This window comes from Psychrobacter cibarius, from assembly GCF_904845955.1.
Taxonomy (GTDB): Bacteria; Pseudomonadota; Gammaproteobacteria; order Pseudomonadales; family Moraxellaceae; genus Psychrobacter; species Psychrobacter cibarius_B.
Map to the genome: position 1 here is coordinate 665,571 of NZ_CAJGYX010000002.1, position 25,504 is coordinate 691,074.

21 protein-coding genes and 1 pseudogene are annotated in these 25,504 nt (G+C 42.9%); 6 read left to right on the forward strand and 16 right to left on the reverse strand.

Features of this window, described 5'->3' with window-relative positions:
• Positions 1-62: 62 nt before the first annotated feature.
• The 4 genes from lspA to JMV76_RS06295 all read right to left on the reverse strand — a co-directional run bounded on the left by lspA (position 63) and on the right by JMV76_RS06295 (position 6,300).
• A complete protein-coding gene (gene lspA, locus JMV76_RS06280; protein ID WP_083475780.1) occupies positions 63-710 on the reverse strand; it encodes a signal peptidase II in 648 nt (215 codons plus the stop codon).
• Positions 703-3,549, reverse strand: coding sequence for an isoleucine--tRNA ligase (ileS, locus tag JMV76_RS06285; RefSeq protein WP_201502005.1), 2,847 nt, complete (start codon positions 3,547-3,549; stop codon positions 703-705). The genes lspA and ileS overlap by 8 nt, the downstream gene beginning before the upstream one ends.
• A gap of 410 nt (positions 3,550-3,959) precedes the next feature.
• A complete protein-coding gene (locus tag JMV76_RS06290; protein WP_201502087.1) occupies positions 3,960-4,517 on the reverse strand; it encodes a protein disulfide oxidoreductase in 558 nt (185 codons plus the stop codon).
• 145 nt (positions 4,518-4,662) lie between these two features.
• Positions 4,663-6,300: a carbon-nitrogen hydrolase family protein gene (locus JMV76_RS06295; RefSeq protein ID WP_045453728.1), complete on the reverse strand. Its 1,638-nt coding sequence runs from the start codon at positions 6,298-6,300 to the stop codon at positions 4,663-4,665.
• A 607-nt stretch (positions 6,301-6,907) separates the two neighbouring features.
• On the opposite strand from JMV76_RS06295, the gene JMV76_RS06300 reads away from it, so the two are divergent.
• Positions 6,908-7,537, forward strand: coding sequence for a BLUF domain-containing protein (locus tag JMV76_RS06300; RefSeq protein WP_201502006.1), 630 nt, complete (start codon positions 6,908-6,910; stop codon positions 7,535-7,537).
• A 97-nt stretch (positions 7,538-7,634) separates the two neighbouring features.
• On the opposite strand, the gene JMV76_RS06305 is transcribed toward JMV76_RS06300, so the two are convergent.
• The gene (locus JMV76_RS06305; protein ID WP_201502007.1) at positions 7,635-9,077 is read right to left on the reverse strand and encodes an FAD-binding oxidoreductase; all 1,443 of its coding nucleotides are present in this window, start codon (positions 9,075-9,077) and stop codon (positions 7,635-7,637) included.
• A 481-nt stretch (positions 9,078-9,558) separates the two neighbouring features.
• Between JMV76_RS06305 and serA the strand changes: the two genes are divergently transcribed.
• Positions 9,559-10,785: a phosphoglycerate dehydrogenase gene (gene serA / locus JMV76_RS06310; RefSeq protein WP_045453737.1), complete on the forward strand. Its 1,227-nt coding sequence runs from the start codon at positions 9,559-9,561 to the stop codon at positions 10,783-10,785.
• A 186-nt stretch (positions 10,786-10,971) separates the two neighbouring features.
• Here serA and JMV76_RS06315 read toward each other — a convergent pair whose 3' ends face one another.
• Both JMV76_RS06315 and JMV76_RS15165 read right to left on the reverse strand, forming a co-directional pair.
• Positions 10,972-11,442 (reverse strand): transposase family protein, encoded by a 471-nt coding sequence (locus JMV76_RS06315; RefSeq protein ID WP_227690170.1) that lies wholly within the window; start codon positions 11,440-11,442, stop codon positions 10,972-10,974.
• 79 nt (positions 11,443-11,521) lie between these two features.
• Positions 11,522-11,803: pseudogene (locus JMV76_RS15165) on the reverse strand (helix-turn-helix domain-containing protein); the annotation flags it as partial.
• A 306-nt stretch (positions 11,804-12,109) separates the two neighbouring features.
• Here JMV76_RS15165 and uraH point away from each other — a divergent pair.
• Positions 12,110-12,541 carry a hydroxyisourate hydrolase gene (gene uraH, locus JMV76_RS06325; protein ID WP_201502008.1) on the forward strand — a complete coding sequence of 144 codons (432 nt, stop codon included), beginning with the start codon at positions 12,110-12,112 and terminating at the stop codon, positions 12,539-12,541.
• 108 nt (positions 12,542-12,649) lie between these two features.
• Here uraH and trhO read toward each other — a convergent pair whose 3' ends face one another.
• The 5 genes from trhO to metX all read right to left on the reverse strand — a co-directional run bounded on the left by trhO (position 12,650) and on the right by metX (position 17,806).
• Complete coding sequence (trhO, locus tag JMV76_RS06330; RefSeq protein ID WP_227690141.1) at positions 12,650-13,735, reverse strand: oxygen-dependent tRNA uridine(34) hydroxylase TrhO; 1,086 nt, start codon at positions 13,733-13,735, stop codon at positions 12,650-12,652.
• 236 nt (positions 13,736-13,971) lie between these two features.
• Positions 13,972-14,472, reverse strand: a complete 501-nt coding sequence (locus tag JMV76_RS06335) for a DUF2569 domain-containing protein (protein WP_201502009.1) — start codon at positions 14,470-14,472, stop codon at positions 13,972-13,974.
• A gap of 146 nt (positions 14,473-14,618) precedes the next feature.
• Complete coding sequence (locus JMV76_RS06340; protein WP_045443681.1) at positions 14,619-15,200, reverse strand: tetratricopeptide repeat protein; 582 nt, start codon at positions 15,198-15,200, stop codon at positions 14,619-14,621.
• Between the two features lie 561 nt (positions 15,201-15,761).
• A complete protein-coding gene (gene metW, locus JMV76_RS06345; RefSeq protein WP_201502010.1) occupies positions 15,762-16,379 on the reverse strand; it encodes a methionine biosynthesis protein MetW in 618 nt (205 codons plus the stop codon).
• Positions 16,376-17,806 (reverse strand): homoserine O-acetyltransferase MetX, encoded by a 1,431-nt coding sequence (metX, locus tag JMV76_RS06350; protein WP_201502089.1) that lies wholly within the window; start codon positions 17,804-17,806, stop codon positions 16,376-16,378. The genes metW and metX overlap by 4 nt, the downstream gene beginning before the upstream one ends.
• A 498-nt stretch (positions 17,807-18,304) precedes the next feature.
• Between metX and hemH the strand changes: the two genes are divergently transcribed.
• Together hemH and JMV76_RS06360 are read left to right on the forward strand one after the other, a co-directional pair.
• The gene (gene hemH / locus JMV76_RS06355; RefSeq protein ID WP_201502011.1) at positions 18,305-19,324 is read left to right on the forward strand and encodes a ferrochelatase; all 1,020 of its coding nucleotides are present in this window, start codon (positions 18,305-18,307) and stop codon (positions 19,322-19,324) included.
• A gap of 199 nt (positions 19,325-19,523) precedes the next feature.
• The gene (locus tag JMV76_RS06360; RefSeq protein ID WP_201502012.1) at positions 19,524-20,363 is read left to right on the forward strand and encodes a BPSS1780 family membrane protein; all 840 of its coding nucleotides are present in this window, start codon (positions 19,524-19,526) and stop codon (positions 20,361-20,363) included.
• A gap of 118 nt (positions 20,364-20,481) precedes the next feature.
• Here JMV76_RS06360 and JMV76_RS06365 read toward each other — a convergent pair whose 3' ends face one another.
• Positions 20,482-20,814 (reverse strand): hypothetical protein, encoded by a 333-nt coding sequence (locus JMV76_RS06365; protein WP_201502013.1) that lies wholly within the window; start codon positions 20,812-20,814, stop codon positions 20,482-20,484.
• 214 nt (positions 20,815-21,028) lie between these two features.
• Between JMV76_RS06365 and JMV76_RS06370 the strand changes: the two genes are divergently transcribed.
• Positions 21,029-22,330, forward strand: coding sequence for a right-handed parallel beta-helix repeat-containing protein (locus tag JMV76_RS06370; RefSeq protein ID WP_201502014.1), 1,302 nt, complete (start codon positions 21,029-21,031; stop codon positions 22,328-22,330).
• A gap of 65 nt (positions 22,331-22,395) precedes the next feature.
• On the opposite strand, the gene JMV76_RS06375 is transcribed toward JMV76_RS06370, so the two are convergent.
• From JMV76_RS06375 to JMV76_RS06385, 3 genes are all read right to left on the reverse strand, one after another.
• On the reverse strand, positions 22,396-23,181 hold the full coding sequence (locus JMV76_RS06375; protein WP_201502015.1) for an SDR family NAD(P)-dependent oxidoreductase: 786 nt from the start codon (positions 23,179-23,181) through the stop codon (positions 22,396-22,398).
• Between the two features lie 294 nt (positions 23,182-23,475).
• Positions 23,476-24,024 carry a hypothetical protein gene (locus tag JMV76_RS06380; protein WP_227690144.1) on the reverse strand — a complete coding sequence of 183 codons (549 nt, stop codon included), beginning with the start codon at positions 24,022-24,024 and terminating at the stop codon, positions 23,476-23,478.
• Positions 24,025-24,275: 251 nt separating this feature from the next.
• Positions 24,276-25,436, reverse strand: a complete 1,161-nt coding sequence (locus tag JMV76_RS06385; RefSeq protein WP_201502017.1) for a hypothetical protein — start codon at positions 25,434-25,436, stop codon at positions 24,276-24,278.
• Positions 25,437-25,504 lie beyond the last annotated feature (68 nt).

Genomic DNA, 25,504 nt, shown 5'->3' on the forward strand with positions numbered 1-25,504 from the left:
GGGGTTCAGTTCAAACCCACCTTTTTTATTTATAAATCTAACTGTATTAATGCGATTTAAAATTATGACCGCGGCATTTCACGCTTTTTTTCTAAAAACAGCATGTCAATGACAATCAACGCCACACCGATACTAATGCCCATATCCGCAATATTAAAGATAGGGTAATGCCAGACATCAGCGTTGTGTACATGGATGAAGTCGATGACGTGACCATGTAGCAAGCGGTCAATGAGATTGCCAACCGCACCGCCGAGTACTAGCGCTAGGCCTGTCGATAGTAGCTTGGCTTGGCGCGGGGCTTTTATCAGGTAGCCAATTAAAAATAGCGACATTATCAATGCCAGTCCCGAAAAAAACCACTTCTGCCAACCACCGGCATCTGCCAAAAAGCTAAATGCCGCGCCATAGTTGTATGCCAATGTCCAATTCAGAAAAGGCTCAATCACAGGCACTGGCTCATGAAAAGTCAGCTTAGTTTCAGCCAGCCACTTCGTCCATTGATCGATGATTAGCACGACCAACGATAGGAGATACCACGTAAACGCACGACGGCCATTCGCAATCATTTTTGGCGTCTTATTCAGACGACTTTTCGGTGTCGTTGAGCTGCCTGTGGTGGCATGAGCTGGCTCAGGTGATTTATCGACTTCACCATATGGCGGCTTGTTGTCTGATGATTCTGTCGAGTTAGGCGTATGGTTAGGCATAGTGGCGCACCTCACCATCACCGCTGACGTTAGTCACGCAGCGCGCGCATAGTTCTGGATGTGCACTATCCGTACCGATATCATCACGGATATGCCAGCAGCGTACGCACTTGGTGCCAGCTGCGGCGCTCACATTGACCACTAAGTCTGCTGATTCATCCGTGCTGCCGTCAGTTTGCTCATCTGTGCTTGTTTTATCGGCAGGAGCGTCGCTCATTGGTTTCAAAGTTGCGCTACTAGTGATTAGTACAAAGCGCAGCTCTTCACCCAGCTTGGCTAAGCTTTCATGCATTGCACCGTCAGCATATAGATTAACATCGGCAGATAAGTTAGCGTTGATGATTTTTTCACCACGTGCGGTCTCGATATGTTTATTGACCATATCCTTTGCCAACATGATACGTTGCCAGTCATCGTTGCTGATCGCGCTTAGCTCAAATTCTGGAAATTTATACCATTCTTCAGTAAATACATAACTGTCAGCGCCATGCAATACTTCCCACGCTTCTTGTGCCGTGAATGACAAAATCGGCGTAATCCAGCGAATGAGTGCCTGAACGATATGGTAAATCGCCGTTTGCGCAGAGCGACGCGGCTGTCCATCAGTCTGAGTCGTATACTGACGATCTTTGATAATATCTAAATAGAAACTGCCCAAATCTTGCGAACAGAACGCAGTAATATGCTGGGTGACTTGGTGAAAATCCATCGCATCGTAAGCACTAATGATTTGTGCTTGCACGGTTTGCGCGCGCTCAATGATGAATTTATCAAGGCTGACCAGTTCATTGATATCGACGCTGTTGGTCGCTGGATCAAAGTCGTCGGTATTGGCAAGTAAGAAACGCAGGGTATTACGGATACGGCGATACATATCGATTGCACCCTTAAATACCGTTTTACCTGCGCTCATCTCATAACGATAGTCGCTTGAGGCAATCCACAAACGCAGCATGTCCGCGCCTGTTTTATTGATCTCTTCCTGCGGCGTGATGATATTGCCAAGTGATTTACTCATCTTGCGACCGTTTTCATCAACCACAAAACCATGGGTCAATACTTGCTTGAACGGTGGACGTTCATACATGGCTTCTGACGTTAGCAATGACGTCTGGAACCAGCCGCGATGTTGGTCAGAGCCTTCTAGATAGATGTCAGCTGGGTTGGTCAATTCATCACGCTGATCGAGTACCGCAAAATGCGTCGTGCCTGAGTCAAACCAAACGTCCAAGGTGTCAGTCGCTTTGTCATAGTCAGTGGCTTCACTGCCCAAGAAGTCTTCACAGCTGGCATCAAACCACGCTTCCACGCCGCCCGCATCGATTTTTTGTGCAGCGACTTCCATCAACTCAAGCGTGTTTGGATGCAGCTCGCCTGTTTCTTTATGGGTAAAGAAAGTAATCGGCACGCCCCATGTACGCTGACGTGAGATACACCAGTCTGGGCGACCCGTCATCATGGCTTCAATACGGTTTTGTCCCCATGCTGGTGTCCAGCTTACTGCTGGAATATCAGCAAGCGCACGCTCACGCAGACCTTTGGTTTCCATATTAATAAACCACTGCGGCGTTGCGCGGAAAATAATCGGCGACTTATGACGCCAGCAATGTGGATAGCTATGCTCAATCTTGGTATGACTGATTAGATGTCCATTGTCATGCAGTGCGGCGATGATTTTTGGATTGGCTTTGTAGATGTGCTCACCAGCAAATACCGCCGCGCTATCCAAATAGACACCCGTACCGCTTACAGGGTTTTCCACAGGTAAATTATATTTTAAACCAACGATATAATCGTCAAGACCGTGACCGGGTGCCGTGTGCACGAGTCCAGTACCACTATCTGTGGTTACGTGATCGCCTAAGATTAATGGCGCTTGGCGGTCTGCAATCAGTGGATGCTGGGCACGCAAGCCTTCAAGCTCGCGCCCAGATACGGTCGCTAGCACGCCCTGATTGCTAAGTTTAAGTTCAGTTAATGCCGTTTCAACCAAATCCGCGGCTAATAGCAAATTACCTTTTTCAGTCGCCACCACACTATAGTTATGCTCAGGATGTACAGAGATGGCTTGGTTCGCTGGTAATGTCCAAGGGGTCGTCGTCCAAATAACAGCGGCGATATTGCCCGCTATTTCAGCCAACGCTGCAACCTTATCGGTGTCCAAAACATCGAAGCTCACATAGATAGCGTCTGAGACTTTGTCTTGGTATTCAACTTCGGCCTCAGCCAGCGCAGAGCCACAGTCTAAGCACCAGTTGACCGGCTTCATACCGCGAGTCACATGACCATTGTCATAAATTTTGGCAAGGGCGCGTACGATGTTGGCTTCTTGATGGAAGTTCATCGTCAGATAAGGGTTGTCCCAATCACCAAACACGCCCAGACGTTTAAAGTCTGCCTTTTGCAATTCAATCTGGGTACTCGCATACTCGCGGCACAGGCCACGGAATTCAGTGGCGGAGACTTTTTGACCAACCTTGCCAACTTTGGCTTCAACCTTTTGCTCGATAGGCAGACCATGACAGTCCCAACCGGGGACATAAGGCGCATCAAAGCCTGATAGCGTTTTTGACTTCACGATAATGTCTTTGAGTACTTTATTAACCGCGTGACCCAAGTGAATCTGACCGTTGGCGTAGGGAGGGCCATCGTGCAAAATATATTTGGTCGCTCCAGCACGAGCCTGACGAATTTTGCCGTACACGTCATCCGCTTCCCAAGCCGCCAGCCAATCTGGTTCGCGCTTGGCAAGGTTGGCACGCATCGCAAATGGCGTGTCGGCAAGGTTTAGCGTGTCTTTATAATCCTGGCTTGGCGTATCAGTACTTTTATCAGTCATAGAAGGTGTCTTTTTAGAAAATGGATTAAAAATCGATGTAAAGTCAGATGTGACATTTAGGGTAATGCTTAGCTGGCTGCTTAACCGTTGATGATCGCTTTCTCACTTATAATATGTCGTTGTGCATCAACGTCATAAATATGCTCACGTCAATAATAAATGCTATCGAGACGAATGCAACATAAAATATGCTTATGGATAATAAAATACCGTGATAGCAATAAACTAAAAAGAGGCAATGAGATTGGCAGCTATTATATGACAAAAAGTCTAGGGTAAAAAGAGCTGGTCAGTATTGTCCTTATTTTAGCCAAAACCAATCATTTATACGAGTGATGCATCACCTATTGAATCATACGGATGGCAAGTGCCATTGTCTACCGACTGGACTCTAAACAGCAGGCTAAGCGTTAAAAAACTGATGATAACCATAAGCGCAATTTCAGCGACCATAAGGGTTGAATGCCCGTCAAACCTTGAGTCATCTCGCCATTCTTTAATATGACATACGAAGGTGTCACTTGTCCTTGCCAATCAGCGAAGATGCTGCCTTCTTGATCATTTATCGTCGTAAAGCGATAGCTGTTTTCATTAAGGTAGCGATGCAGCTCTTGGTCAGTACCTGATTTAATAGCAATCGTAACGACCGGATAATCATTTGCGGCGGCAAGTCTGTCTATGGTCGGCGAGGTGATACTACAAATGGGACACCACGTGCCCCAAAAATACACCAGCGTTGGTTGTTCATTGCTCAGCGCCGCTAAGTCAACGACTTGCCCTTGATAATCGGTCAGTTGCAATTGCGGGTTGGCTGGCATGATAGGCTGTCGCCACCAATTAATAGCGGTATAAATAACAGCAAATACCAAGCCATATATGAGGATATTTTTAGCGATAGACAACCCCTTTTGCTTGGGTGTTTTCTTTGGCTTTTTAATGGATTTTTCAGTATCAGTATCAGTCGTCATAATGGCTGCTTTTTTGCTATAGGTTTTGTATAAATGGCTTTGATAAGTGGTTGTTGATAGATAAAAATAAACGGCTGAAATGTCAGCCGTATTATTCATAAACTTTATTAAACCGTGTTCAGTGTTGGTATTTTAAAATGACTGATTAAGGTTTTTGCGCACGGTTTTGTAATGGATCACCGAGCAGGACACTACCAGAGTTTTCGAGGCGCTCATCATCGCTTAGCTTACTGGCTGATACTTTAGATTTTCTTTTCCATTTCAAACTATACAAGTCATCACGGCGATCAAGCAGATTATGTACCGAGCCTTCGTTACGGACATGAATAAGCTTGTCTAAGTTCACATCTGAGAAGAATACCATCTCAGTGTTGGCAGTGGTTTCTGCCATAATCGCATCATGCGGGAAAGCAAAATCTGATGGCGAGAAGATAGAGGACTGCGCATATTGAATATCGAGACTTTCAACCTGTGGTAAGTTACCAACCGAACCACAAATCATCACATAGCATTCGTTTTCAATTGCACGTGCTTGGGCGCAGTGGCGCACGCGTAGATAGCCGTTTTGCGTGTCTGTCCAAAAAGGCACGAACAAGATGTCCATGTCATCAAGTGCCATGAGGCGGGCAAGCTCAGGGAATTCAACGTCATAACAGACCAAAATACCAATACGACCGGCATCGGTATCAAACACCTTAACCTCGTCACCGCCTTCGATGACCCAAGCGCTACGCTCATGCGGGGTAATATGGATTTTGCGCTGCTCTTCGACCGTACCATCGCGGCGGCACAAGTAGCTGACATTATATAACGTATCGTCCTCGTCCAAGTACGGCATCGAGCCTGTAATGACGTTGACGTTGTAGCTGACCGCTAAATGCGATATCTCATTTTTAAACCATTCGGTATAACCGGCTAAAAATCGAATAGCGACGTTTTGATCCGTCGATTCACACAGACCCATCAGCGGTGCGTTAAAGAACTCTGGTAAACAAGCAAAGTCAGAATTGTAATCAGCCATAATATCGACAAAGAATTCGACTTGCTGCAGCAGCTCTTCAGGTGACTCGACTTCACGCATTTGCCATTGGATGCCACCAATACGCACCTCAGACTTACGAGTGTTTGGCTTATAGTCCTGCGGCTCGTAATAAATATTTGCCCACTCAAGTAGAGTAGCAAAACCTTTAGATTGTTTATCGTCAGGCAAATAAGCCGTTAAGATACGCTTGACGATAAAGCCATTTGAGAGTTGGAAAGACAATGCAGAATCATGAATTTCACGAGCCGCGACGGCTTCAATATATTCGCCAGGTGTGAGATCTTGATGGTTATGATAGTTCGGGATACGACCACCAGCCAAAATAGCTCGGAAGTTTAACTGGCGACACAGCTCTTTACGGGCATCGTATAATCGACGTCCTAGGCGATAACCACGGTATTCAGGGTCGATCAGCGCATCTAAACCGTAAATAGCATCGCCTTCAGGGTTGTCTCTGATAATCTCTTTATGACCAATCAAGTCGTCGTAGGTGTGCGGGTTAGAAAACGTGGCATAATCAACACGCATAGATAACACGATACCAATCAATTGATCATGATCAAATAAAGCGATCTGACCTTCAGGGAAGGCATCGATTAAGGTGTTAATAGTGTTCTTTGACCATGCACCGCCCAAGTTGACATAGACACGATCCATCAGTGCTTTTAATTGTGGATAGTCTTTTTTCTTGATTTCAGCGATGGTTAGATGAAAGTCGTCTAGTTTTTCTATTTTGCTCATAATGTTCCTGTTTTGGATCTTTATTAATTTTAGTGATATCAAATAGCATGCGTTGCCACAATTCAGTTGGCAATTTTTTGTGTAAAAAAAGTGATAAAAATATTCCAATCATAAAATATTATCGTTACAATCAATTATCACTGTATTTACAATAAGTTATGAAAATGATTTATCTTATGAATTCTGTCAGCTTTGGCGCTACTGACGTGTTTTTTGAACCTCATATCATTTTAAAGTAGCTATAAATTTAAATTGAAGTGTCTGTAAATTAAATTAGCTATGAATTGAAGTAACTATAAAATTTTTCATAATGTTCACAAACAGTCGTTGGGGTTAATACAAGCCAAGTGTTTGGTACAGCTTCTAACCTGAGGATGTCAGTACAGATATTCTGTTAGCTTAACATTATTTTTAAATAGCATATCTTAGGGCGCTTCGTTTTGGTCTATTTGTTTTGCTGGTTATCATAACAAGCTACTCAAGTAATGACAGTTTAACGTGGTAACTATTTGCTACGTTTTTGTGAGTCGCTGTCTTTTTTCATTGGGGCGTCGTTGTGTTTGTTTTGTTTAGCCGTATTTAATCGGTTTTTTAGGATTTTTTTATTATGCCCTCAAGTCACAACAATAGAGTCAGTAGCTGGGATGAGATAGAAGACTCAGCGCTGGTTCAATTGGTGTATGTTAGTAGTTTGACGCTTGTTTCACGTTTAAGCGCCTCTATATTTGATGAAGTAGAATGTCATGCGCGTAACTATAATCAACAGCATGGCATTACAGGTACTCTATGTTATGGTAGTGGTCATTTTTTGCAATGCATCGAGGGTGAGAAAGCGCACGTATTTGCCTTAAAACAACGCATATTTGCGGATAAGCGCCATAAGAATACTGAAATATTGCTGTTGCAGAGGATAGAACATCGCCGTTTTGCGGATTGGCGTATGCGCTTATTATTTTTAGAGCGTTGGTTATGGTCACCAGCGAGCAAAAAGCAAGCCGCACAGTTATCGCCATATTTGCCATTTGCGCCGCATAATTGGTCGCCTGATCGTACCGAGAATTTTTTACAAATCATCAAAACCTTTGATACGCCGCCACATATCAAAGCGGCCGGTATTACCTACAATGCACTGGGCAACATGTTTCGTCATATCGCCGCCCCGCATCAAGCATTTTTAATCGTCCAAGGTGTTTTAAGTGTGTTATTAGTGGTAGCGCTAGTGTTGTTATTTTTATAAATAATCACTTTTATAAGACAAAAAAAGACGCTAAACCATCACGTTTAGCGTCTTTTTCATACTCGCTTATTTATTACTTTAATTATTAAATAAGCACTTACATATCAAAAATCTTGCCACGGTTCATAATATTATTTGGATCAAAGACTTTTTTCACCTCTCGTAAGTACTCAATCTCAGTCTTGCTGCGGCTATACTGTAAATAGGGCTTTTTAGTCATACCGACGCCATGTTCGGCAGATACTGAACCGCCATACTTTTGCACCGTCTCAAACACGTATTTGTTGACGATTTGACACTCTGCAAAGAAATCATCTTTGCTCATGTTTTCAGGCTTTAAGATATTAAGATGCAAGTTGCCATCGCCAATATGACCGAACCAGCAAACCTCAAAGTCAGGGTAGTTGCTGCTAACGATGTGATCAATCTCGGTGATAAACTCAGGGACATAGCTTATCAGTACAGATACATCGTTCTTATAAGGCGTAAATACTGAGATGGTCTCGGAGATGTATTCGCGCAATTTCCACAGCTCTTCAGCCTGTGCCAAGCTCTGGCTCATGACACCATCGACGACCCAGCCTTGTTCCATACAATGCTCAAATATCGCCATGGCCTTATCCATGATCGGCTCGTACGGTGCTTCAAACTCTAATAGCGTATAAAATTTGGTGCGCGACTCAAATGGCTCTTGTACTTGACCGTGTGCCATCAACTTATCAATAGCCACATCATCAAAGAACTCAAAAGCGGTCAAATCAATCTTTGCCTGAAAGGCAGACAGCACATTCATCACATCATTAAAGCTGTCCATACCAAGTACCATGACATTTAAGTCTTGTGGCTGACGCTCAAGCTTGATTTGTGCATGGGTCACAAGCCCAAGTGTGCCTTCGCTACCGATAAATAATTGGCGCAAGTCATAACCCGTCGCATTTTTGACCATACCGCGATTGAGCTGCAAGATATCACCTTTACCAGTGACCACTGTCAGCCCCATGATCCATTGACGAGTCATGCCGTAGCGTATGACTTTGATACCGCCTGCATTGGTGCCAATATTGCCACCTATTTGACTTGAGCCAGCTGAGGCAAAGTCGACAGGATAATAAAGGTCTTTCGATTCTGCGAATTGTTGCAACTGCTGAGTAATGACGCCTGCTTCGACTTCAACTATTCGATCAGCTGGATAAAACTGTCCGATACGGTTCATCTTATCCATACTGACGACAATCTCGCCATTGGCGGCGACAGCACCAGCAGATAGACCAGTACGACCGCCACTTGGCGTTAAGACCACATTGTGCTCATTGGCAAGCAATACGATGGCTTGTACTTGCTCAGTCGTCTTTGGAAAGACGATAGCAGCAGCGGCAGGCGCAAAATGCTTGGTCCAGTCCTTGCCCCAATGTTCTAAACTCTCAGGGTCGGTTTTGATTTGGCTGGCGTCAAACTGATGGGCATCAATGAGCGTGCTTAAAATAGTTTGAACAGCAGCTGTATGGGTTGCAGAGGTGCTTTGGCTAGATAAAGAAGTCATGGTCAAATCTCGGTATAAACGTAAGCGCTATGCCTAAAGGGGATTATTATATCGCTAAATGGATATAAACATAGCCACATAGGTATGTTTATATAGTACGTATTTATATGATTATAAGTGAGCCAGTAAAGCAATGATAGAAAGATGTCATGCTGCGTGCTTATATGGCTGTAAATGGTAAAAAATAGTTTAATAAACGTCGAACAGCGTGATTTACTATAGCATAAAAAGTTTTCAGGCTTGATAACCAATAATTCATCTAATCTGCTAACATCGCCGCCCAATTTTGTGTAAGATATCCAGACTGTTTTCGTTTCACCCACCCTATAGTTAAAGCATTGGTAAGTGGTTACGACGTTAACCTCATTTAATGTACTCAGTGTATGGTTTGCGCTTGGTTACTTTGTACCTACTTTAAACGGCTTCGACTACAGATTATCCCTCAGATAATTTTACAAGACAATTATAGGACAGTTCTCATATGGCGTTATCACTACAAAAAGACAAAATCCGGTTTTTATTGCTTGAAGGTCTACATGACAATGCTTTAAAAGTATTGGAAGGAGCTGGTTATCATAACATCGAGAATATCAGTCACGCATTAGATCAAGATGAGCTGATCGAAAAGATTAAAGACGCTCACTTTATAGGTATCCGTTCGCGTACGCAATTGACACGTGAAGTACTTGAGCACGCGCACAAGCTCATCGGTATTGGCTGTTTTTGTATCGGTACTAACCAAGTAGACTTAGATGCTGCACGTGATTTGGGTATTCCCGTCTTTAACGCGCCCTACTCAAACACCCGCTCGGTGGCTGAATTGGTATTGGCCGAAGCCATCATGCTATATCGCGGAATTCCTGAAAAGAACGCGACCGTACATCGTGGCGGTTGGGGCAAGTCTGCGACCAATTCACATGAAGTACGTGGTAAGACTATCGGTATCGTCGGTTATGGCTCTATCGGTTCGCAACTGTCTGTCTTAGCAGAAAGCTTTGGCATGAAAGTCATTTATCATGATGCTGTGACCAAATTGCCACTAGGTAATGCGGTACAAGTAGGTAGCTTAGAAGAGCTACTATCAACGGCTGACATCGTGACATTGCATGTGCCTGATGTACCAAGCACCCGCTACATGATGAAAGCTGAGCAGTTCGCACATATGAAAGACGGTAGCTACTTTATCAATGCCGCTCGTGGTACTTGCGTAGAGATTGATGATTTAGCCGCTGTGCTTGAATCTGGTAAAATTTTGGGCGCAGCGATTGACGTATTCCCGAAAGAGCCAAAATCAGCTGATGAAGAGTTTGAATCACCACTGCGTAAATTTGATAACGTCATCTTGACGCCGCACATTGGTGGCTCAACTCAAGAAGCACAAGCCAATATCGGACTTGAAGTCGCTGATAAGTTTGTTAGATACTCTGACCAAGGTGACACAGCGACAGCCGTGAACTTCCCAGAAGTTTCTATTCCATTCAAAGAAAACTCACATCGTCTATTACATATCCATAGAAACGTGCCAGGCGTGCTGTCTCAGATCAACCGTCTGTTTGCAGAAGCAGGAATTAATATCCTAGCACAGAGCCTAATGACAGAAGGCGATGTCGGTTATTTGGTCATGGATGTTGATTATAATGATTCAACTGCCGCGCTAGATCAGTTAAAAGACGTAGAAGAGACGATTCGCGTGCGTATTTTGTTTTAAATAATATTTGCATGTAAGCATAATTTTTAGCGTAACAGTAGCAGACCATCATTCAGATAGTCTGCTATTTTTTTGTCTTAAATCAAGCAATTGCAATGTTCAATCATTGCATTGATGCTTTTTATTTATGAGTAGCACGAATTATAGCGAATGTAAGTTTTACATTCACTAGACCTCTTGCAAAAGTCAGATATTAAGCTCAAGATTTACCAGTCCTGCGAACAGCTTCATTCTTAAATCATAACGTTGACGTCGATTACGGTAGCGTTCAGCCACAATTTTGAATAGCTTAATCAGCCCTATTTTATGCTCAACCAGAATACGACATTTTGCCAAATATTGATTGGCCTGTTTGCAAAGCGCTAGCAACTCACCGCCTTTTGGTTTCTTAAAGGGGATAAAGGTCTGATCGTGTAGCTTGGCTATACCTTGATAACCGCTGTCTGCTAGATAGCTGGTGTTTTTAGGCAGCCAATCAGGACAAGTTTGTTTATAAAGACTAAAGTCATGTACTGAACCGTTGCAGGTTTGCACATCCAATATCAGTCCTGTTTGCCAATGTACGATGACTTGCGCTTTTAAGGTATGTTGTTTCTTTTTTCCACTGTAGTACTGTTTTTGGTTTTTTTGGCCGTTCAATGGGCGTTTCGGTGGCATCAATGATGACTGCTGACCAATTGATATCCTCAGGCTTACCGTGTGGCAGTTTTCGTGGCAAATCAAATCTGCCTGAGTGGATAAGGATGTCTTCTACTCTTCTGACAATGCGACTGGCAGAGGACTCATGAACGTTGAAGTCCACACCAATATGATAAAGGGTTCGGTATTCACGCCAATAGGTCAGTGCGAGTAAAATCTGCGCCTCTAAGCTAAGTTCACTTGGACGACCTGATTTGGTCTTGGAAGCTTCATGCTCTTGCATGGCTTCTAGCATTTTCTCAAAAGTGGCTTTGTGGATGCCAGTATAACGTTTAAAACCTGCATCGCTCTGTTCAAGTAGTTTGGCTATATTTGGCATATCTTTTAAATATTTAGGGTCCAGTTATAGTCTTTGAGTCTTGAAACTACTTTTGCAAGAGGTCTACTATACTCATTTTTATATAAGTTAACATTATCTTAATTATACGGTCTTATTAACAATCTAAACTACACCAGTACATTAAGCCTATAATGATGAATATATTTTTAATGAACAACATGATTGATTATGTTTTTGAGGTAAATCACGGTTATTTTCTACGGACAGGCATACTTAAAAATGGTAAATAGCTTGCTGAAGAAGATAATTCATTTAACACATACAATTGACTGAATAGGATGATTCATGAAAAAAAACTTACTCAAGGCAGCTGCATTTGGTAGCGTATTAGCTATGACTGCAACGGCTAGCCATGCTGCTGGTGATCAAGATAAATATCAATTATCTAGTCATATTTTAGACATTAGTACAGGCAAACCAGCACCAAACGTCAATGTAAAACTGATGATGCAAGAGAAAACTGGTAGCTGGAAGTTGCTTAATGCGCAAAAGACTGATAATAATGGTCGTATCGGCAACTTCTTACCGAATCAAGACGGTGTTGAGCATGACGGTACTTATAAGTTGATTTTTGAGACGACTCCTTATTTCCGAAATCAAGGTCTAGAGTCTTTCTATCCATATGTTGAAGTCAATTTCAATATCGAAGGCGATAACCATTACCATGTGCCAATCACTTTGTCTCCATACGGCTATAGCACTTACCGCGGTAGCTAAGCCATATTACGTACTAAGTAAGTCATAAGTTAGTACTAATAAAGCAAAAAGGACGCCCCAATCAAATATTTGATTGGGGCGTCCTTTTTGCTTTTATCAAGCTTAAATTTATTCAGCGTTAGCTCTATTGGCTTCCTCTGCTTGACGACGTGCTTCAATTTTAGCGGCTTTGCGTTTCTCAATCACATCAATCACATCGCTACCAATATGCGCTTCGCCACGTTTCTTTGCCAGCTGCATTTGATGCTCGCGCTCACGAAAACGGGATTTTTGCTCGTCAGTCGCTTTATCAATGCAGTGTGGGCAAGACTCGCCTTTGATATAAGCAAGGCTTTGCATGTCATCGACGGTAATGGGCATACGGCAGGCGAAGCATTGCTCATAGCTGCCTTTTTCTAAGTTATGATTGACCGACACGCGGTTATCAAAAACGAAGCAATCGCCTTGCCACATAGAGTCGCTGGCTGGAATTTCTTCTAGATATTTTAAGATGCCGCCCTCTAAATGATACACCTCTTCAAAGCCTTGCTCACGCATATAAGCAGTAGACTTCTCACAGCGTATACCACCGGTACAGAACATCGCGACTTTTTTATGTTTGGCTGGATCCATCTCTTTCGCGACGTATTCTGGGAACTCGCGGAACGTTTCGGTATTTGGATTGACGGCATTTTGGAACGTACCGATTTTAACTTCATAATCATTACGGGTGTCGATAAGAATGACGTCAGGGTCTGAGATTAACGCATTCCATTCGCTTGGTTTTACATAGCGTCCAACTGATTGCAATGGGTCGATATTTTCAACGCCCATGGTAACGATTTCTTTTTTGAGCTTCACTTTGGTACGATAAAAAGGCTGAGCATCGGTATAAGATTCTTTAAAGGTAAAGCTGCCAATCGCTTCGATACTGCGCAGATACTCAAGGACGTTATCAATACCTTGGCGTGTGCCAGAAATCGTACCATTAATGCCTTCATTAGCAATCAATAACGTGCCTTTGACATCACTATCGAGCATATTATTTAAAATTGGCTCGCGGTATTGCTCAAAGTCAGCAAAACGCGTGAACTTATATAGAGCGGCAACGACGATGTTATTGGTGACGCTATCGTAGGCTGGGGCTGATTTGTTGTCGGTGACAGTGCTGTTTTGGATATTGCTAGCTGTATTATGGTCTTGAATGGTACTCATATTTTTCTCCTGCTGGCTAGGTCGCAAACCTAGTGCGTTGGGTTAGGTATGTAGATTAAATATAACACTAGCATGATTGTGGGATTAGCTAATGCGGAGGTAGTGTAGCAAATTTTGCAGAGTTTTTGAACATAACTTATACCCATAATGTTCGCAATATGAAGATATAGTGTACGAAAAACCTCTCATGGATTGAAATCTCTACAGTTAAAACAAAAAAGAGGTAATTGTAGTCATCACAGTTTTTTCACAAAAGTAGCTTGTACTCGCTTCGAAATAAGAATGTAGGGTATCCATATAAGACAAGCGACAAGCGTTCGAACCAGCTCTTTAGTCGTATCAGGATCGAAAATAGGATCATTAGGGAAAATAATTTTAACCGCCATCGCATCGATAATGATGAATACGAGAGTAAACAGTAGAATGCAGATATAGAACTTTGGAAAGATAGCCTTCTTCAAGAAGAATAAGAATCCAACAAATATCCATGTGAGCACTAATGCAGCATTAATAGTCATTTCTGCTAATATGATTGGCGCCCACATAGGATGATACGCTTCGGTTCCTGATGAGGTCAATATCTCCCAAGAACCATCTTTGAATATTTCAGAATAAAGTGGAAAAATAAGAAAGATGATTCGTAAAGGTGAAGCTACTATCCCAAGAGCGACCAACCACAGCCAACCGCCTATCCCTTCTAACGGTTCTTCGCCTATCCCTTTTAAGTGTTCTGCCACCAAATTCTCCTTTAATCATTGATTTAAAATTAAGCTGTAACTAGTAAACGTTGTCTCATGATAAGTCAACCTAAGCTGATATTATAGATAATAAAAAACCCAGCAGTTACGCTGGGTCTTTATTGTCTCAAATTTTATTAACTGGTTTACTTACTCTGGAACCAAGTATCCGCTTTGCTGCGGGCGCTAGCGATATCTGAGCTTGATAAGTTCAATGCCAACTGACCGATTTTACCGCGTGCTTTATTACGTACTTTTTCATCAAGCATGCCATCACGGGCAGCCAAATCGTACCATTTATAAGCATCGACGAGATTTTTTTGCTTTTCATCGAGCAATGCAAGCGTATAGCTGGCACGGTTATCGCCGCGCATTGCGGCTTTTTCTAACCAAACTTTCGCTTGTTGCAAATTAGGCTGCACACCTTCACCGCGCAAGTACATGATGGCAAGATTCAACTGAGCAGGGGCAACGCCTTGCTGAGCCGCTTTGGTATACCACTGAATAGCTTGTTGGGTATTCTTTGCAATACCTTCGCCTTTCTGTAAGCGCTTGGCTAAATAAAACTGAGCGTGATCGTTACCTTGAGCAGCGCGGTTAGACAGTTCACTAACTGGCATTAGCTCAAAACGTGACGTATCAAGTGGCACGTTTGATATTAACTCAGCGTTTGCTAGACCTGCACAAGAAAATAAGGCAGTAAACAACGCAGCTTTTAATAATTTCATAGCAGCTCCAAAATTAGGCAGTTAATAAGCAAAAAAAGTTGCACCGCTAAAAGGGTTTAGACGGCGATAACAATTAGGTGAAATCTTGCGATACCAACTTACCTAATCATTAGCAATATAATTAATCGATGTAGTGTGGCAAATGCCTTTAATCGAACCGATAAACGGTCAGAATCAGGGTGCGATTGACACTATTTTGCTAGCTTAACACCCAAACTTACGAAACTCAAATACTAATTACATGATTTAATGCTTATTCATACCTCATTGTCCTCAATAAAATCATAGAGTTACTTAAGCGTAAGAACAAATTAAACAGTCATTAAGGTTAAAATTTGTATTTATGAGCCGTGCTACCGCTTTCAACCAATGCTAGGGCGTGTCTTCAATTCAATCGATTATCCTCTAAATGGGCAGAAAATGGTTAAATTTTGCCAAACATCGTCAAATAGCTTAGCAATATCTCGATATTATTTGCGCTACTATCCTTATTTGACAGCAATTTATCTCATTTTTATCACCATTTTTAAAATGAAGATACGCCCCAAGTAGATAAATCTATTATTCAGGTTTTTGTTTGGTGACACGATAGATAGCGACGTCTGCCAATAGGTTGGGTGCTTGGCGTATCAATGCTTTTATAAGTGGCGTATGACCTTTTTCAGAATCGCTGACGGCAAAGCGGTTGACGATATGAATATCATGCTGTGCACAAAGCTGCTCAAAATCCTTAAACGTACACAGATGAATGTTTGGGGTGTTATACCACTCATAAGGCAGTGCTTCTGAAACGGGCATCATACCTTTTAGACCAAGGTGAAGACGGTTTTGCCAATGCGCAAAGTTAGGGAAGGTGATGACGGCTTCGCGGGCAACACGTAGCATATCAAGCAAAAGCACATCAGGTGATTTGACCGCTTGCAGCGCCCGTGCCATGACGACGGTGTCGAAACTGTTATCAGCGAAACGTGCTAGACCATCATTCAGGTCTTGCTCGATGATAGATAAGCCTTTGGCGATACCATCGTTGATTTTTTCTTCGTCAATCTCAAGTCCGTAGCCAGTGACGCCGCGATTTTGTTGTAAATGCGCGAGTAGCTCACCATTGCCGCAGCCCAAGTCCAGTACATGTGAGTGCGGCGCAATCCAGCGCTCAGCCAATTGATGATCCATTCTCATGAGCGTGCTCCTGATTTTTGCTGGCTGCTTTGATTTGTGCTTTGTGCTGGTTGTTTTGATTTGCTGTCGGTGATAAATGGCGCAGTCAAAAATCCTCGGACGGCACCCATGTAACGGGGAATATCAAATAAGAAAGAATCATGACCATGCGGCGCATCGACATTGATATAGTTGACGGGTTTGCCAGTCGCCATCAGTGCATCGACAATCTCTTGTGAGCGCTCCGGTGCAAAGCGCCAATCGGTGGTAAATGAGACCACTAGGTATTGGCATTGCGTATGGGCAAAGGCGGCTTTGAGCGCAGAAAGCTCTAGCTGACGATTCTGTTCACTCTCATCTATCGTTGCCACCGTATCTTCTAACGCAGGTTGCGTGCTTTGTTTACTAGATTCGACTGATGTGGCAATCGAGTCCTTAAGCTGCGCTGCTGATTCTGTCGAATCTGTTGCCATGGCTGATGGATAGTCACGTGTTGGATCAAAATAATCTAAGGCTTTTGTCATGAGCAAATAAGTATTGGCATCGAAATTTTCGCTAAAGCGCTCACCTTGATAGCGTAAATAGCTCTCCACTTGGAACTCAACATCGTAGCCATACATAAATTTGCCAGACTTTAAATCACGACCAAATTTCGCCTTCATCGCGTCATCGGTTAAGTAAGTGATATGCCCAACCATTCGAGCCAATATTAGCCCGCGACGAGGGTAGGTGCCTGCTTGTAAATAGCGTCCCTCTTTGAAGTCAGGGTCAGACAATATAGACTGACGCGCCACTTCATTAAAGGCGATATTCTGTGCAGAGAGCTTTGGCGTGCTGGCAATGACCACGCAGCGTTTTAATCGATTAGGATAATCAACTGACCATTGCAGCGCCTGCATACCACCCATTGAGCCACCAACAATGGCATGCCAAACGTCAATACCGAGGCGATCTGAGAGCATCGCTTGGGTTTTTACCCAGTCCTTAATAGTGACGAGCGGAAAGTCAGGACCATAAACTTGCGGTTCACTGGCTGGATTGTTTTTGTTTAAACTGTCTTTGTCTAAACTGTTTTTGTTTACATTATTCTGGTCTGAATCGATACTGTCAGGATTAATGGTCGTTGGACCGGTAGAGCCGAAACAGCTGCCGATGTTGTTGACACATACGACATAAAACCGATTGGTGTCGATCGCTTTATTAGGGCCAATCATATTGTCCCACCAACCGGCTTTTTTATCATCATCGCTATGAAAACCGGCGGCGTGATGACTGCCTGATAGCGCATGGCAAATAAGTACCGCGTTTGATTTGTCGCTATTTAGCGTGCCATAAGTTTCGATGATTAAATCAAACGATGGCAAAGTACGATTACATTCTAACGTCAATGGCTCAGCGAAATGAAAAATCTGAGGCGTGACAATGCCGACTGAACCGACTGAATCCATGGGATTAAATAAGCTGGCCGAATGAAGTGTATCTGTCGGGGACTGGTCACTGGTATTATTAGGGCGTGCGTTCAAAGCTACCTCGCAAGACAACAATTATCAATAAAATAAAAAGGGCAAACTGTCGATAGGCAGTGTTGCTAATACTGCTTTGCCGACACTGTTTTCTAAATGTTTTTCTTACAATGTGCTTGCCTATTGTATGGTGATGCGCGTAGGAGTACAACCGTCGAGCGAGTCTTTTGAGCATAGTCTTTTAAGCACAGTTTTTAGGGACGATGGGTGGTAGGCAGAGAAGGGTTAAGGTGAATCAATGATTGATGACTATCCATAAATGGCAATAAATAGCAGCTAAGTATCAAATTGTATAAGTGTGCTTTTACCATGCGTTATTAATGGATAAAATGCTACACTAATAAAGCATTTAATCAATCATGACTTAATAATCTTTTATCGCATATTCTTCTTTAATTAACCTAATAATAAAATAGTGCTGCTATGAAACCTGAACTGCCTCCCCGTATTGCCGTCCTATTAGTGAACCTAGGTACGCCAGATGAGCCAACAGCGCCTGCCGTACGTCGTTACTTAAAACAGTTTTTGTCTGACCCCCGAGTAATCGAGATTCCAAAATTCTTGTGGGCGATTATTCTCAATTTATTTGTATTGCCAAGCCGCCCTAAACGTGTGGCAAAAGCCTATGCCAGTATTTGGGAAGGCGACTCACCGATTCGTAAGATACTAAAGAGCCAAGTGGAGCTATTGGAACCACGGCTTGCAAATAGTGCCGCGCCATTTCGGGTTTCTGTCCATCCGGCGATGAGCTATGGCAACCCTGGTTTGCCAGATGTGATGGATACCTTGCGCGGTGAAGGCGTTGATCACTTTGTTATCTTGCCATTATTTCCACAGTATTCCGCTTCCTCTGGTGGTGCTGTTTATGATGCACTGACAAAGTGGACGCTCAAGCAGCGCAATTTGCCGAACTATACTATTGTCAAAGATTACTTTGCGCATCCGCTGTACATTCAAGCATTGGCTGATTCGATTCGCCGCTTTCAAGCAGAGCATGGCAAGCCTGACAAGCTGATGTTTAGCTTCCACGGTATCCCGCAGCCTTATGCTGATAAAGGTGATCCGTATCCTAAGCGTTGTAAATGTACCGCTGCACAAGTGGCTCACGCGCTTGGTCTAAAGGATGACGAATGGATTATCAGTTTTCAATCACGCTTTGGCAAGCAAGAATGGGTCAAGCCCTATACCGACGTGGTATTAGAAGAGTGGGGCAAGTCAGGTGTGCGCTCGGTACAAGTCATTAGTCCGGCTTTTTCTGCTGATTGTCTGGAAACGCTAGAAGAGCTGGCCATCGAAAATCGTGAAAACTTTCTCCACGCGGGTGGACAAGAATATCACTATATTCCTGCATTGAACTTGGATGAGGCGCACATTGATTTGCTCGAAGCTCTCAGTGCGCCATTGGTCAAAGGCTGGGCGGGAACGCTAGATGGTTGGGCTTGATTGACTATATTTGTAAATCATAAAAAATACCGGACATCATGTTCGGTATTTTTTTCTCTAAAGAATTTCAATGCAATTAAATAAAATGGAATAAAGTTGGGATTTTTTGTGACTGATATGTAAGACTATGCCAAATAAACTTTTGTTTTATTGTCATTGTTAATTTTACGTTTGCTTAACTTTATTTTTAAGGATAAACATGTCCAACCCTAGTAGTCCATACGCCAATGTGTCATTACAAAAATCAGATGGTCAGCCACCCGTTTTGCCGCCAACCGATGAGTATGGCAGTGCATTACCGCAGTTGCTAACCAGTCCACGTAAGTGTGATGCAGCGGCTGGCATGAGCTGGATTATCAAAGCCTTTGGATTGTTTAAAAATCAGCCGTTATTATGGTTTGGTATCAGTGTGACATTCTTAGTAATTGTTGGTATTGCGTCTTCAGTGCCTCTACTTAACGTCCTTATCATACCCACTATATTTATGTTTATTGCGGGTATTATCAAAGGAGCAGCTGCGCAATCACAAGGAACTGAGCTACGCTTTGATCACTTGTTTTCAGCGTTTAAAAGTCATTGGCAGCCACTACTTATCCTTGGCTTACTATATTTAGTCGGTATCATTATTGCTCTGATTCCGCTATTTATCGCTATGGGCAGTATGATGTTTTCTATGATGTCAGGTGACATGGGCAATAATTATGGGGCGATGAATGACATCTCCTTAGGCGGTATTTTCTTCGGTTACCTGTTGACTATGCTGCTCATGATACCGCTCTATATGGCACTTTGGTTTGCCCCAGCGCTGATTGTTTTGCACAATCTTGAGCCTATCGCTGCCATGAAAAAAAGCTTTGAAGCAGGTAAGGTAAACATCATTCCTATCTTAGTTTATGGCTTAGTTTGTTCGTTGTTATTGCCTATTTTAATCATCTTAACGTTGGGACTGGGTGCATTTTTAGTGCTGCCTGTTATGTTGCTCACTTACTACACCAGTTACCGAGACGTTTGGACAGATCAGCCATTGTCAGCGCTATAGTTGGTTGCTTACCAGACCCTGATATCAGAAGTAATGTAAGCACAATGAAAAAGCACGCCCGTTATATCGAGCGTGCTTTTTTATTGTTTGAAAGCTTTTTTATCATGAAAGAGCGTGGTTAAAAATCGTCATCATTACTACGTTCCGCCGCGTCTCTATCAGCGATATCGATAATATCTGGATAATCGCTGTCATCCAAATTATCGTCCACTAATACTTCATCGATTCGCGATTCGTCTATATTTTGATGATGGATAGGGGTTAGCCCTTGAATTGCATCACTTCCGGCTTGCGAGTTGTCGAATCCTGCGCTATTGTCAATGACATCATCATTATCAATGGTATGCAACATAGGGTCAGCCAAATCAATTTCTTGGCTGTTATTATTGATGTCCGTATCACCTTCAATGTGATCCATGGCTTCTGGTAATGGGCTTTTTGAATGGTCCATTATGGTTTCCTTATTATTGATAGTTATTATTAATGGATGTGGCTGATTTTATTTATTAAGATTTATTTATTAAAAGCATTGTGACTTTGTTAAAAACATTGTGACGTGTTATGACGCTTGCTAATAGTAGTAAGGTGTCACAGGATGTTCAAAAAATGTAAGACAGTTAAATTTAAGACAAGTACAAGATAGACATAAAAATAGGAAATATACGATGGTATCAAGTAGTAGGTTGTTCGTCACAATATCCTTAATCAGTGCCACAATAGGTTTGACGGCTTGTGAAGGTGTACCTTTTTCTGGTAGCAGCGCCCATAGCAGCTTGGATAATACTGATTTAAAACAGCCGTTAATTATCGATGCCAAACTGCCAAAAGCCACGACAACCATAGACTGCGCACAATTAACGCCCAAGCAAATAGTTAAGGTAAAAGGTCACAGCGTACTCAGTGCAAGCTGTGATTTGACAGCCAAGTCGATACGCTTTGAGTTGAGTGATTCGTACAGCTCCCTTGACTGTCAGGGCGCTCTGCTCAGTACCAGTACTGATGATGCATCAACGGCCAGCGCAATTATGATTAAGCCCAAAACAGATAGCGCTATCGAAGATATTACCGTTGCCAATTGTCATGTGGATGGCTATGGTCATGCGCTACATATTCGCCAATATAGCCAGCCCAATCAGCGTTACGCGCGCGGCTTGATAGACCCTGCTGCCAATCATGCGCTTGCACCAAGCGATATTCGTGTGATTAATGTGAGTAGTCAAAACAGTACCAATAGTGGCATATACGTCGGCGATCATGTGCATGGAGTGAGCTTTGATAAAATACGTATTCAAAACGCAGGCACCGTTGGGTTATATCTGGAATTTGGTAGCCGCGATAATGTGATTCAAAATTCGGTGTTTGTCGGTAATGGTTTCCGTACCTTTAAGCCCAATCGTGAGGCCATTGCCGTGGATTCGTCGAGCAATAACCGTATCGAAAACAATCAATTTATCCATAATGGGGCAGGCAGTATTTTGCTGTATCGCAATTGCTTTGAGCATGCAGATGACAGTACGCTGGGTAATCACTTTAAGCGTACCGAATCGAGCCGAGACAATATAATTCGTGGCAATACTTTTAACGACGAGCCAGTCGGGGTTTGGGTGGCGTCAAGACAGTCGCGCAATCTAAAAGGTTTTGAATGCGGTGCTTATTTGCTGAAGCAAACGCCATTTGCCAGCTATCATTTAGACAGCGCTAAGGACAATCAGATCATCGATAATCGATTTGAGCAAGTCGAGCAGGGCATTATCGTGGAGGACGATGGCACGCTAATAGCTGGTAATCAATTCGCTGCTGATGTGAACTTACCGATTAGCGTTGGTTCTGAAATTCGGGAAGACAGCGCAGCAGGGGCGATAAAAGAAACGGTTATTAGCAAAAATATTTTCATTGATAAGACTGCTGAGCAAGCCATAAAAATTAGTGAGGCAAGCAAAACGGCTACTCATATTGAGCAGCCGTAAGTGTGGTTGTATATTAAATAAGCGTTATCGGTAAACAACAGTATAACGAATAGGTGATGTTGCTATTAAGCACCAACCTTGGTATTGACCCAGCGGATTACAGAATCTGGCGTGACTTGCGAGACTGCTTGAAAGATTTTTGCTGGCATGCCCACAGAGTAATGCGTACTTTTGAGTTTACGATTGGGACTGGTCGTCAATTTAAACAATGTTTTGGCGACATCGTTGACCGTTAGATGGATGCCCAAGCGATCCATACTGGTCACTTCGATGTCAGCAGTCATGTCAGATTTGACCCACAGCGGCATCACATCGATCACCTTGATACCCAATTTTTCGTACTCAATATTAAGGCCTTCTGTGAGACCTCGCACAAAAAACTTACTGGCCGCATAAGTCGCAACTTCGGGTTGACCATAGATAGCAGAAGCAGAGGACACATTGATAATTTTGCCGTCTTTGCTATCAGCTAGATAAGGTGCCAGTTTATGACAGCCAATCAAAACACCTTTACAGTTGACGTCAATTAAAGCCAATTGCTCATCTAGATTGGTCGTTGGCAATGCGCCACTGACCAGCACCCCAGCATTATTAATGAGTGCATCAATACCACCGAAATGTTCAATCATTTGCTTGATCGCATTGTCCCACGAATCAGGCTGGGTGACATCCAGCTGACCTGTAATAATACGCTGTTGTTTGACGGCTTTCTTAAAAGATTTGTCTTTAATGGCGCTTTCAAGTGTGGCAGTATTGGTCGCAAATAACCCAATATGATGACCTTTTTCCGCCAGCCTTTTGGCGGTGGCCAAGCCGATACCACGTGATGCGCCTGTAATCAATATATTCATAATAAGTGACTTAATCGTTATTAATCATGAGTAAATCGAGGTCGTATATTAGGATGCTTATCCCTCGGACTTATTATTATAGTCATTCCACTATAATAATATTACTGCGTTAGCCTCGCTTGAAGTATTAAATATACATCTACACTCGGTTGCTTTGTACTGTTTTTAAATTGAACCGACTATAGTATAACAAATTCGTCTAAATGTATTTTGCTAGAGAGTATAACTATTGATGTAGAGCGCATGGTAATTAATATAATGAGCAGTTATCACTGTTAGCAGAGACACTCTGCGTTAGTGTGAAGCCGTTTGACAATGCAGCTCGCTCGTCTCTTCTGCTTGACAGTCGTACTCGTTTAAGTTTAAGCGCCACAAATAAATCAAGGCAATGCCATAAATAGCAGTCTCTGACAGCTCTTCTGTGATGACGCCAAAAGCTTCGGGAATCATAATGGCGTTTTCGCCCATATATTCTAATAATGCCAAGGCGGCGACGCTAAAATACAAAGAAACGGGTACTTTTTTTAATATTGACCAAAGATAACGCCATGAATAAGCCAATAAACCAACGATCAGCACATAAACGATGGTCAGGACGAGGTCTTCCCACCAGTCATAAGAATGGCTGAACAACATAAAGTCAGTGGGAACCAATAAGTCTGGTAGATAATTTAACTCACGGCGTATCACAGCAAAGAATACCAGCACCGCTGCCAACCAAAAAGCTCGAATCTGTTTAAACGTATTTGTGGCAGAGCTCTGTCGTAAATACTGCACGCAACGTAGCAGACAGGCGAATAAAATAATAATGCCAGGGATTTCGATGATGCCATCTGAACTCAAAATAAAAACCTCCTGATTTTTTAAAATAAAAAAAGTGAGCACAAAGGCTCACTTTAGACCGAAATTTATTTAATTACAGGTAACGTAATAGACCGCTATTATAACGCCAATGTCAGCGCTATAACGTTATTTAATATAACTAATGAGTCATATGTCATTGTTAATACAAGCAAACAAATGCTCTTTGTTGTGCACATTGCTATCGGCTATTTATACCTATGATGATACAACCAATTCAATAGATAGTAGGGTTAAAATAAGGCTTCCATCCGTAATAATGCTGACGGGTAATGGTCCTTATCCGCTGTTTTATCATTGTAATAATTTAGCTCTGTTTGTACATAAAGCCACTCTCGCCAGACAGGTTGGCGGTAGCTTATAGCAGGGCCATAGCTGTTTAATGTTGATTTATCATGGTCAAAGTAACCGCCAGTAGAGACACCATAGGCCAACTGTTTTTCATTGCCCAAATAGTGCACTTGTCTGAGGTCGTTGCTCCAGACTGTGCTTTCTTCATTGTCTTGATTGCGATAACGGATGGCGGTGCGATTATTGATGAACCGCCCAGCATTTGTGCCATATTGCAGATTTAGCCCGCCTTTTGCATAGTGCTCACTATCGAGTCCATAACGATAGTAACTATCACTAGTGACAGTCCATTTTTTATTGTCATACCAGTCTTTATCGGCGCTCACTTTTACGTATAAGTCATCGAGCGAGCGAACCCCGACATCGATATCTGTTTTGACCCCTAACTGCTGCTCAACCTCATGACTAAAACGTGACCAACGTAGGGCGATAGAACCATTGTCTTCCCGCGTTTTTCTTCTGTTGACGAGTCCATCTTGGTTACTGGTACTTGCTTGGTAAGTATCGCCCGTCACATTCTGTTTTAAGAAGGTATCTTCATCCAAATCCTCATCACCGATAATCAGACTTAATCTTTTTTCTAACACTGGCAATCGTAAGCGGCCGCGAATCCTAGGTTCAACGCTCACGTCACTGCCTGATTGTGGATCGTTGACCCAGCGGGTATCTAGTACAACTCGTAAACTGGCTTTGGCGGGTTTTTTGGGATCCGGTTCGCCGAACCAACCGTCCATTTTGTGTGCCCATTCATGCAGTTGCTCTTGGACCTCTTCACGGCGTTCGTCCGTCCAATTTTGTGCTCCTTGTACTGATGGAGCAGACTGCTCGGCAGTTGTTTCGGTAGGTTGAGATCGATAACCAAATTGATTGAGGTTTTCATCTCGATTAGAGTTAGCATCATGATATAACGAAGCCGTGTCAGATTTTAGCGGTTCGACTTTCGGCTCTGTGGTAGACGTAGTATCCGCCCATGCTTGCGTGCATAAACTTAAGCTGGCAAGTGTGTAAAGGGTAATGGTGTTGAGATTTGCTGGTTTAATCATGGAGAGCTTCAATTACTTTGGGTAGCTAAAAAGGACAAACAAAAGTATTATGCCATAGGTCGTTAAGC

Coding starts and splice junctions, on each gene's coding strand:
- JMV76_RS06340 (WP_045443681.1), bottom strand. CDS start 15,200: ATGAAATTATTAAAAGCTGCGTTGTTTACTGCCTTATTTTCTTGTGCA.
- trhO (WP_227690141.1), bottom strand. CDS start 13,735: ATGAGTACCATTCAAGACCATAATACAGCTAGCAATATCCAAAACAGC.
- JMV76_RS06360 (WP_201502012.1), top strand. CDS start 19,524: ATGTCCAACCCTAGTAGTCCATACGCCAATGTGTCATTACAAAAATCA.
- hemH (WP_201502011.1), top strand. CDS start 18,305: ATGAAACCTGAACTGCCTCCCCGTATTGCCGTCCTATTAGTGAACCTA.
- JMV76_RS06365 (WP_201502013.1), bottom strand. CDS start 20,814: ATGGACCATTCAAAAAGCCCATTACCAGAAGCCATGGATCACATTGAA.
- JMV76_RS06305 (WP_201502007.1), bottom strand. CDS start 9,077: ATGACTTCTTTATCTAGCCAAAGCACCTCTGCAACCCATACAGCTGCT.
- JMV76_RS06290 (WP_201502087.1), bottom strand. CDS start 4,517: ATGACGACTGATACTGATACTGAAAAATCCATTAAAAAGCCAAAGAAA.
- JMV76_RS06385 (WP_201502017.1), bottom strand. CDS start 25,436: ATGATTAAACCAGCAAATCTCAACACCATTACCCTTTACACACTTGCC.
- serA (WP_045453737.1), top strand. CDS start 9,559: ATGGCGTTATCACTACAAAAAGACAAAATCCGGTTTTTATTGCTTGAA.
- ileS (WP_201502005.1), bottom strand. CDS start 3,549: ATGACTGATAAAAGTACTGATACGCCAAGCCAGGATTATAAAGACACG.
- metW (WP_201502010.1), bottom strand. CDS start 16,379: ATGAGAATGGATCATCAATTGGCTGAGCGCTGGATTGCGCCGCACTCA.
- uraH (WP_201502008.1), top strand. CDS start 12,110: ATGAAAAAAAACTTACTCAAGGCAGCTGCATTTGGTAGCGTATTAGCT.
- JMV76_RS06295 (WP_045453728.1), bottom strand. CDS start 6,300: ATGAGCAAAATAGAAAAACTAGACGACTTTCATCTAACCATCGCTGAA.
- JMV76_RS06315 (WP_227690170.1), bottom strand. CDS start 11,442: ATGCCACCGAAACGCCCATTGAACGGCCAAAAAAACCAAAAACAGTAC.
- JMV76_RS06370 (WP_201502014.1), top strand. CDS start 21,029: ATGGTATCAAGTAGTAGGTTGTTCGTCACAATATCCTTAATCAGTGCC.
- JMV76_RS06375 (WP_201502015.1), bottom strand. CDS start 23,181: ATGAATATATTGATTACAGGCGCATCACGTGGTATCGGCTTGGCCACC.
- lspA (WP_083475780.1), bottom strand. CDS start 710: ATGCCTAACCATACGCCTAACTCGACAGAATCATCAGACAACAAGCCG.
- JMV76_RS06300 (WP_201502006.1), top strand. CDS start 6,908: ATGCCCTCAAGTCACAACAATAGAGTCAGTAGCTGGGATGAGATAGAA.
- metX (WP_201502089.1), bottom strand. CDS start 17,806: ATGGATTCAGTCGGTTCAGTCGGCATTGTCACGCCTCAGATTTTTCAT.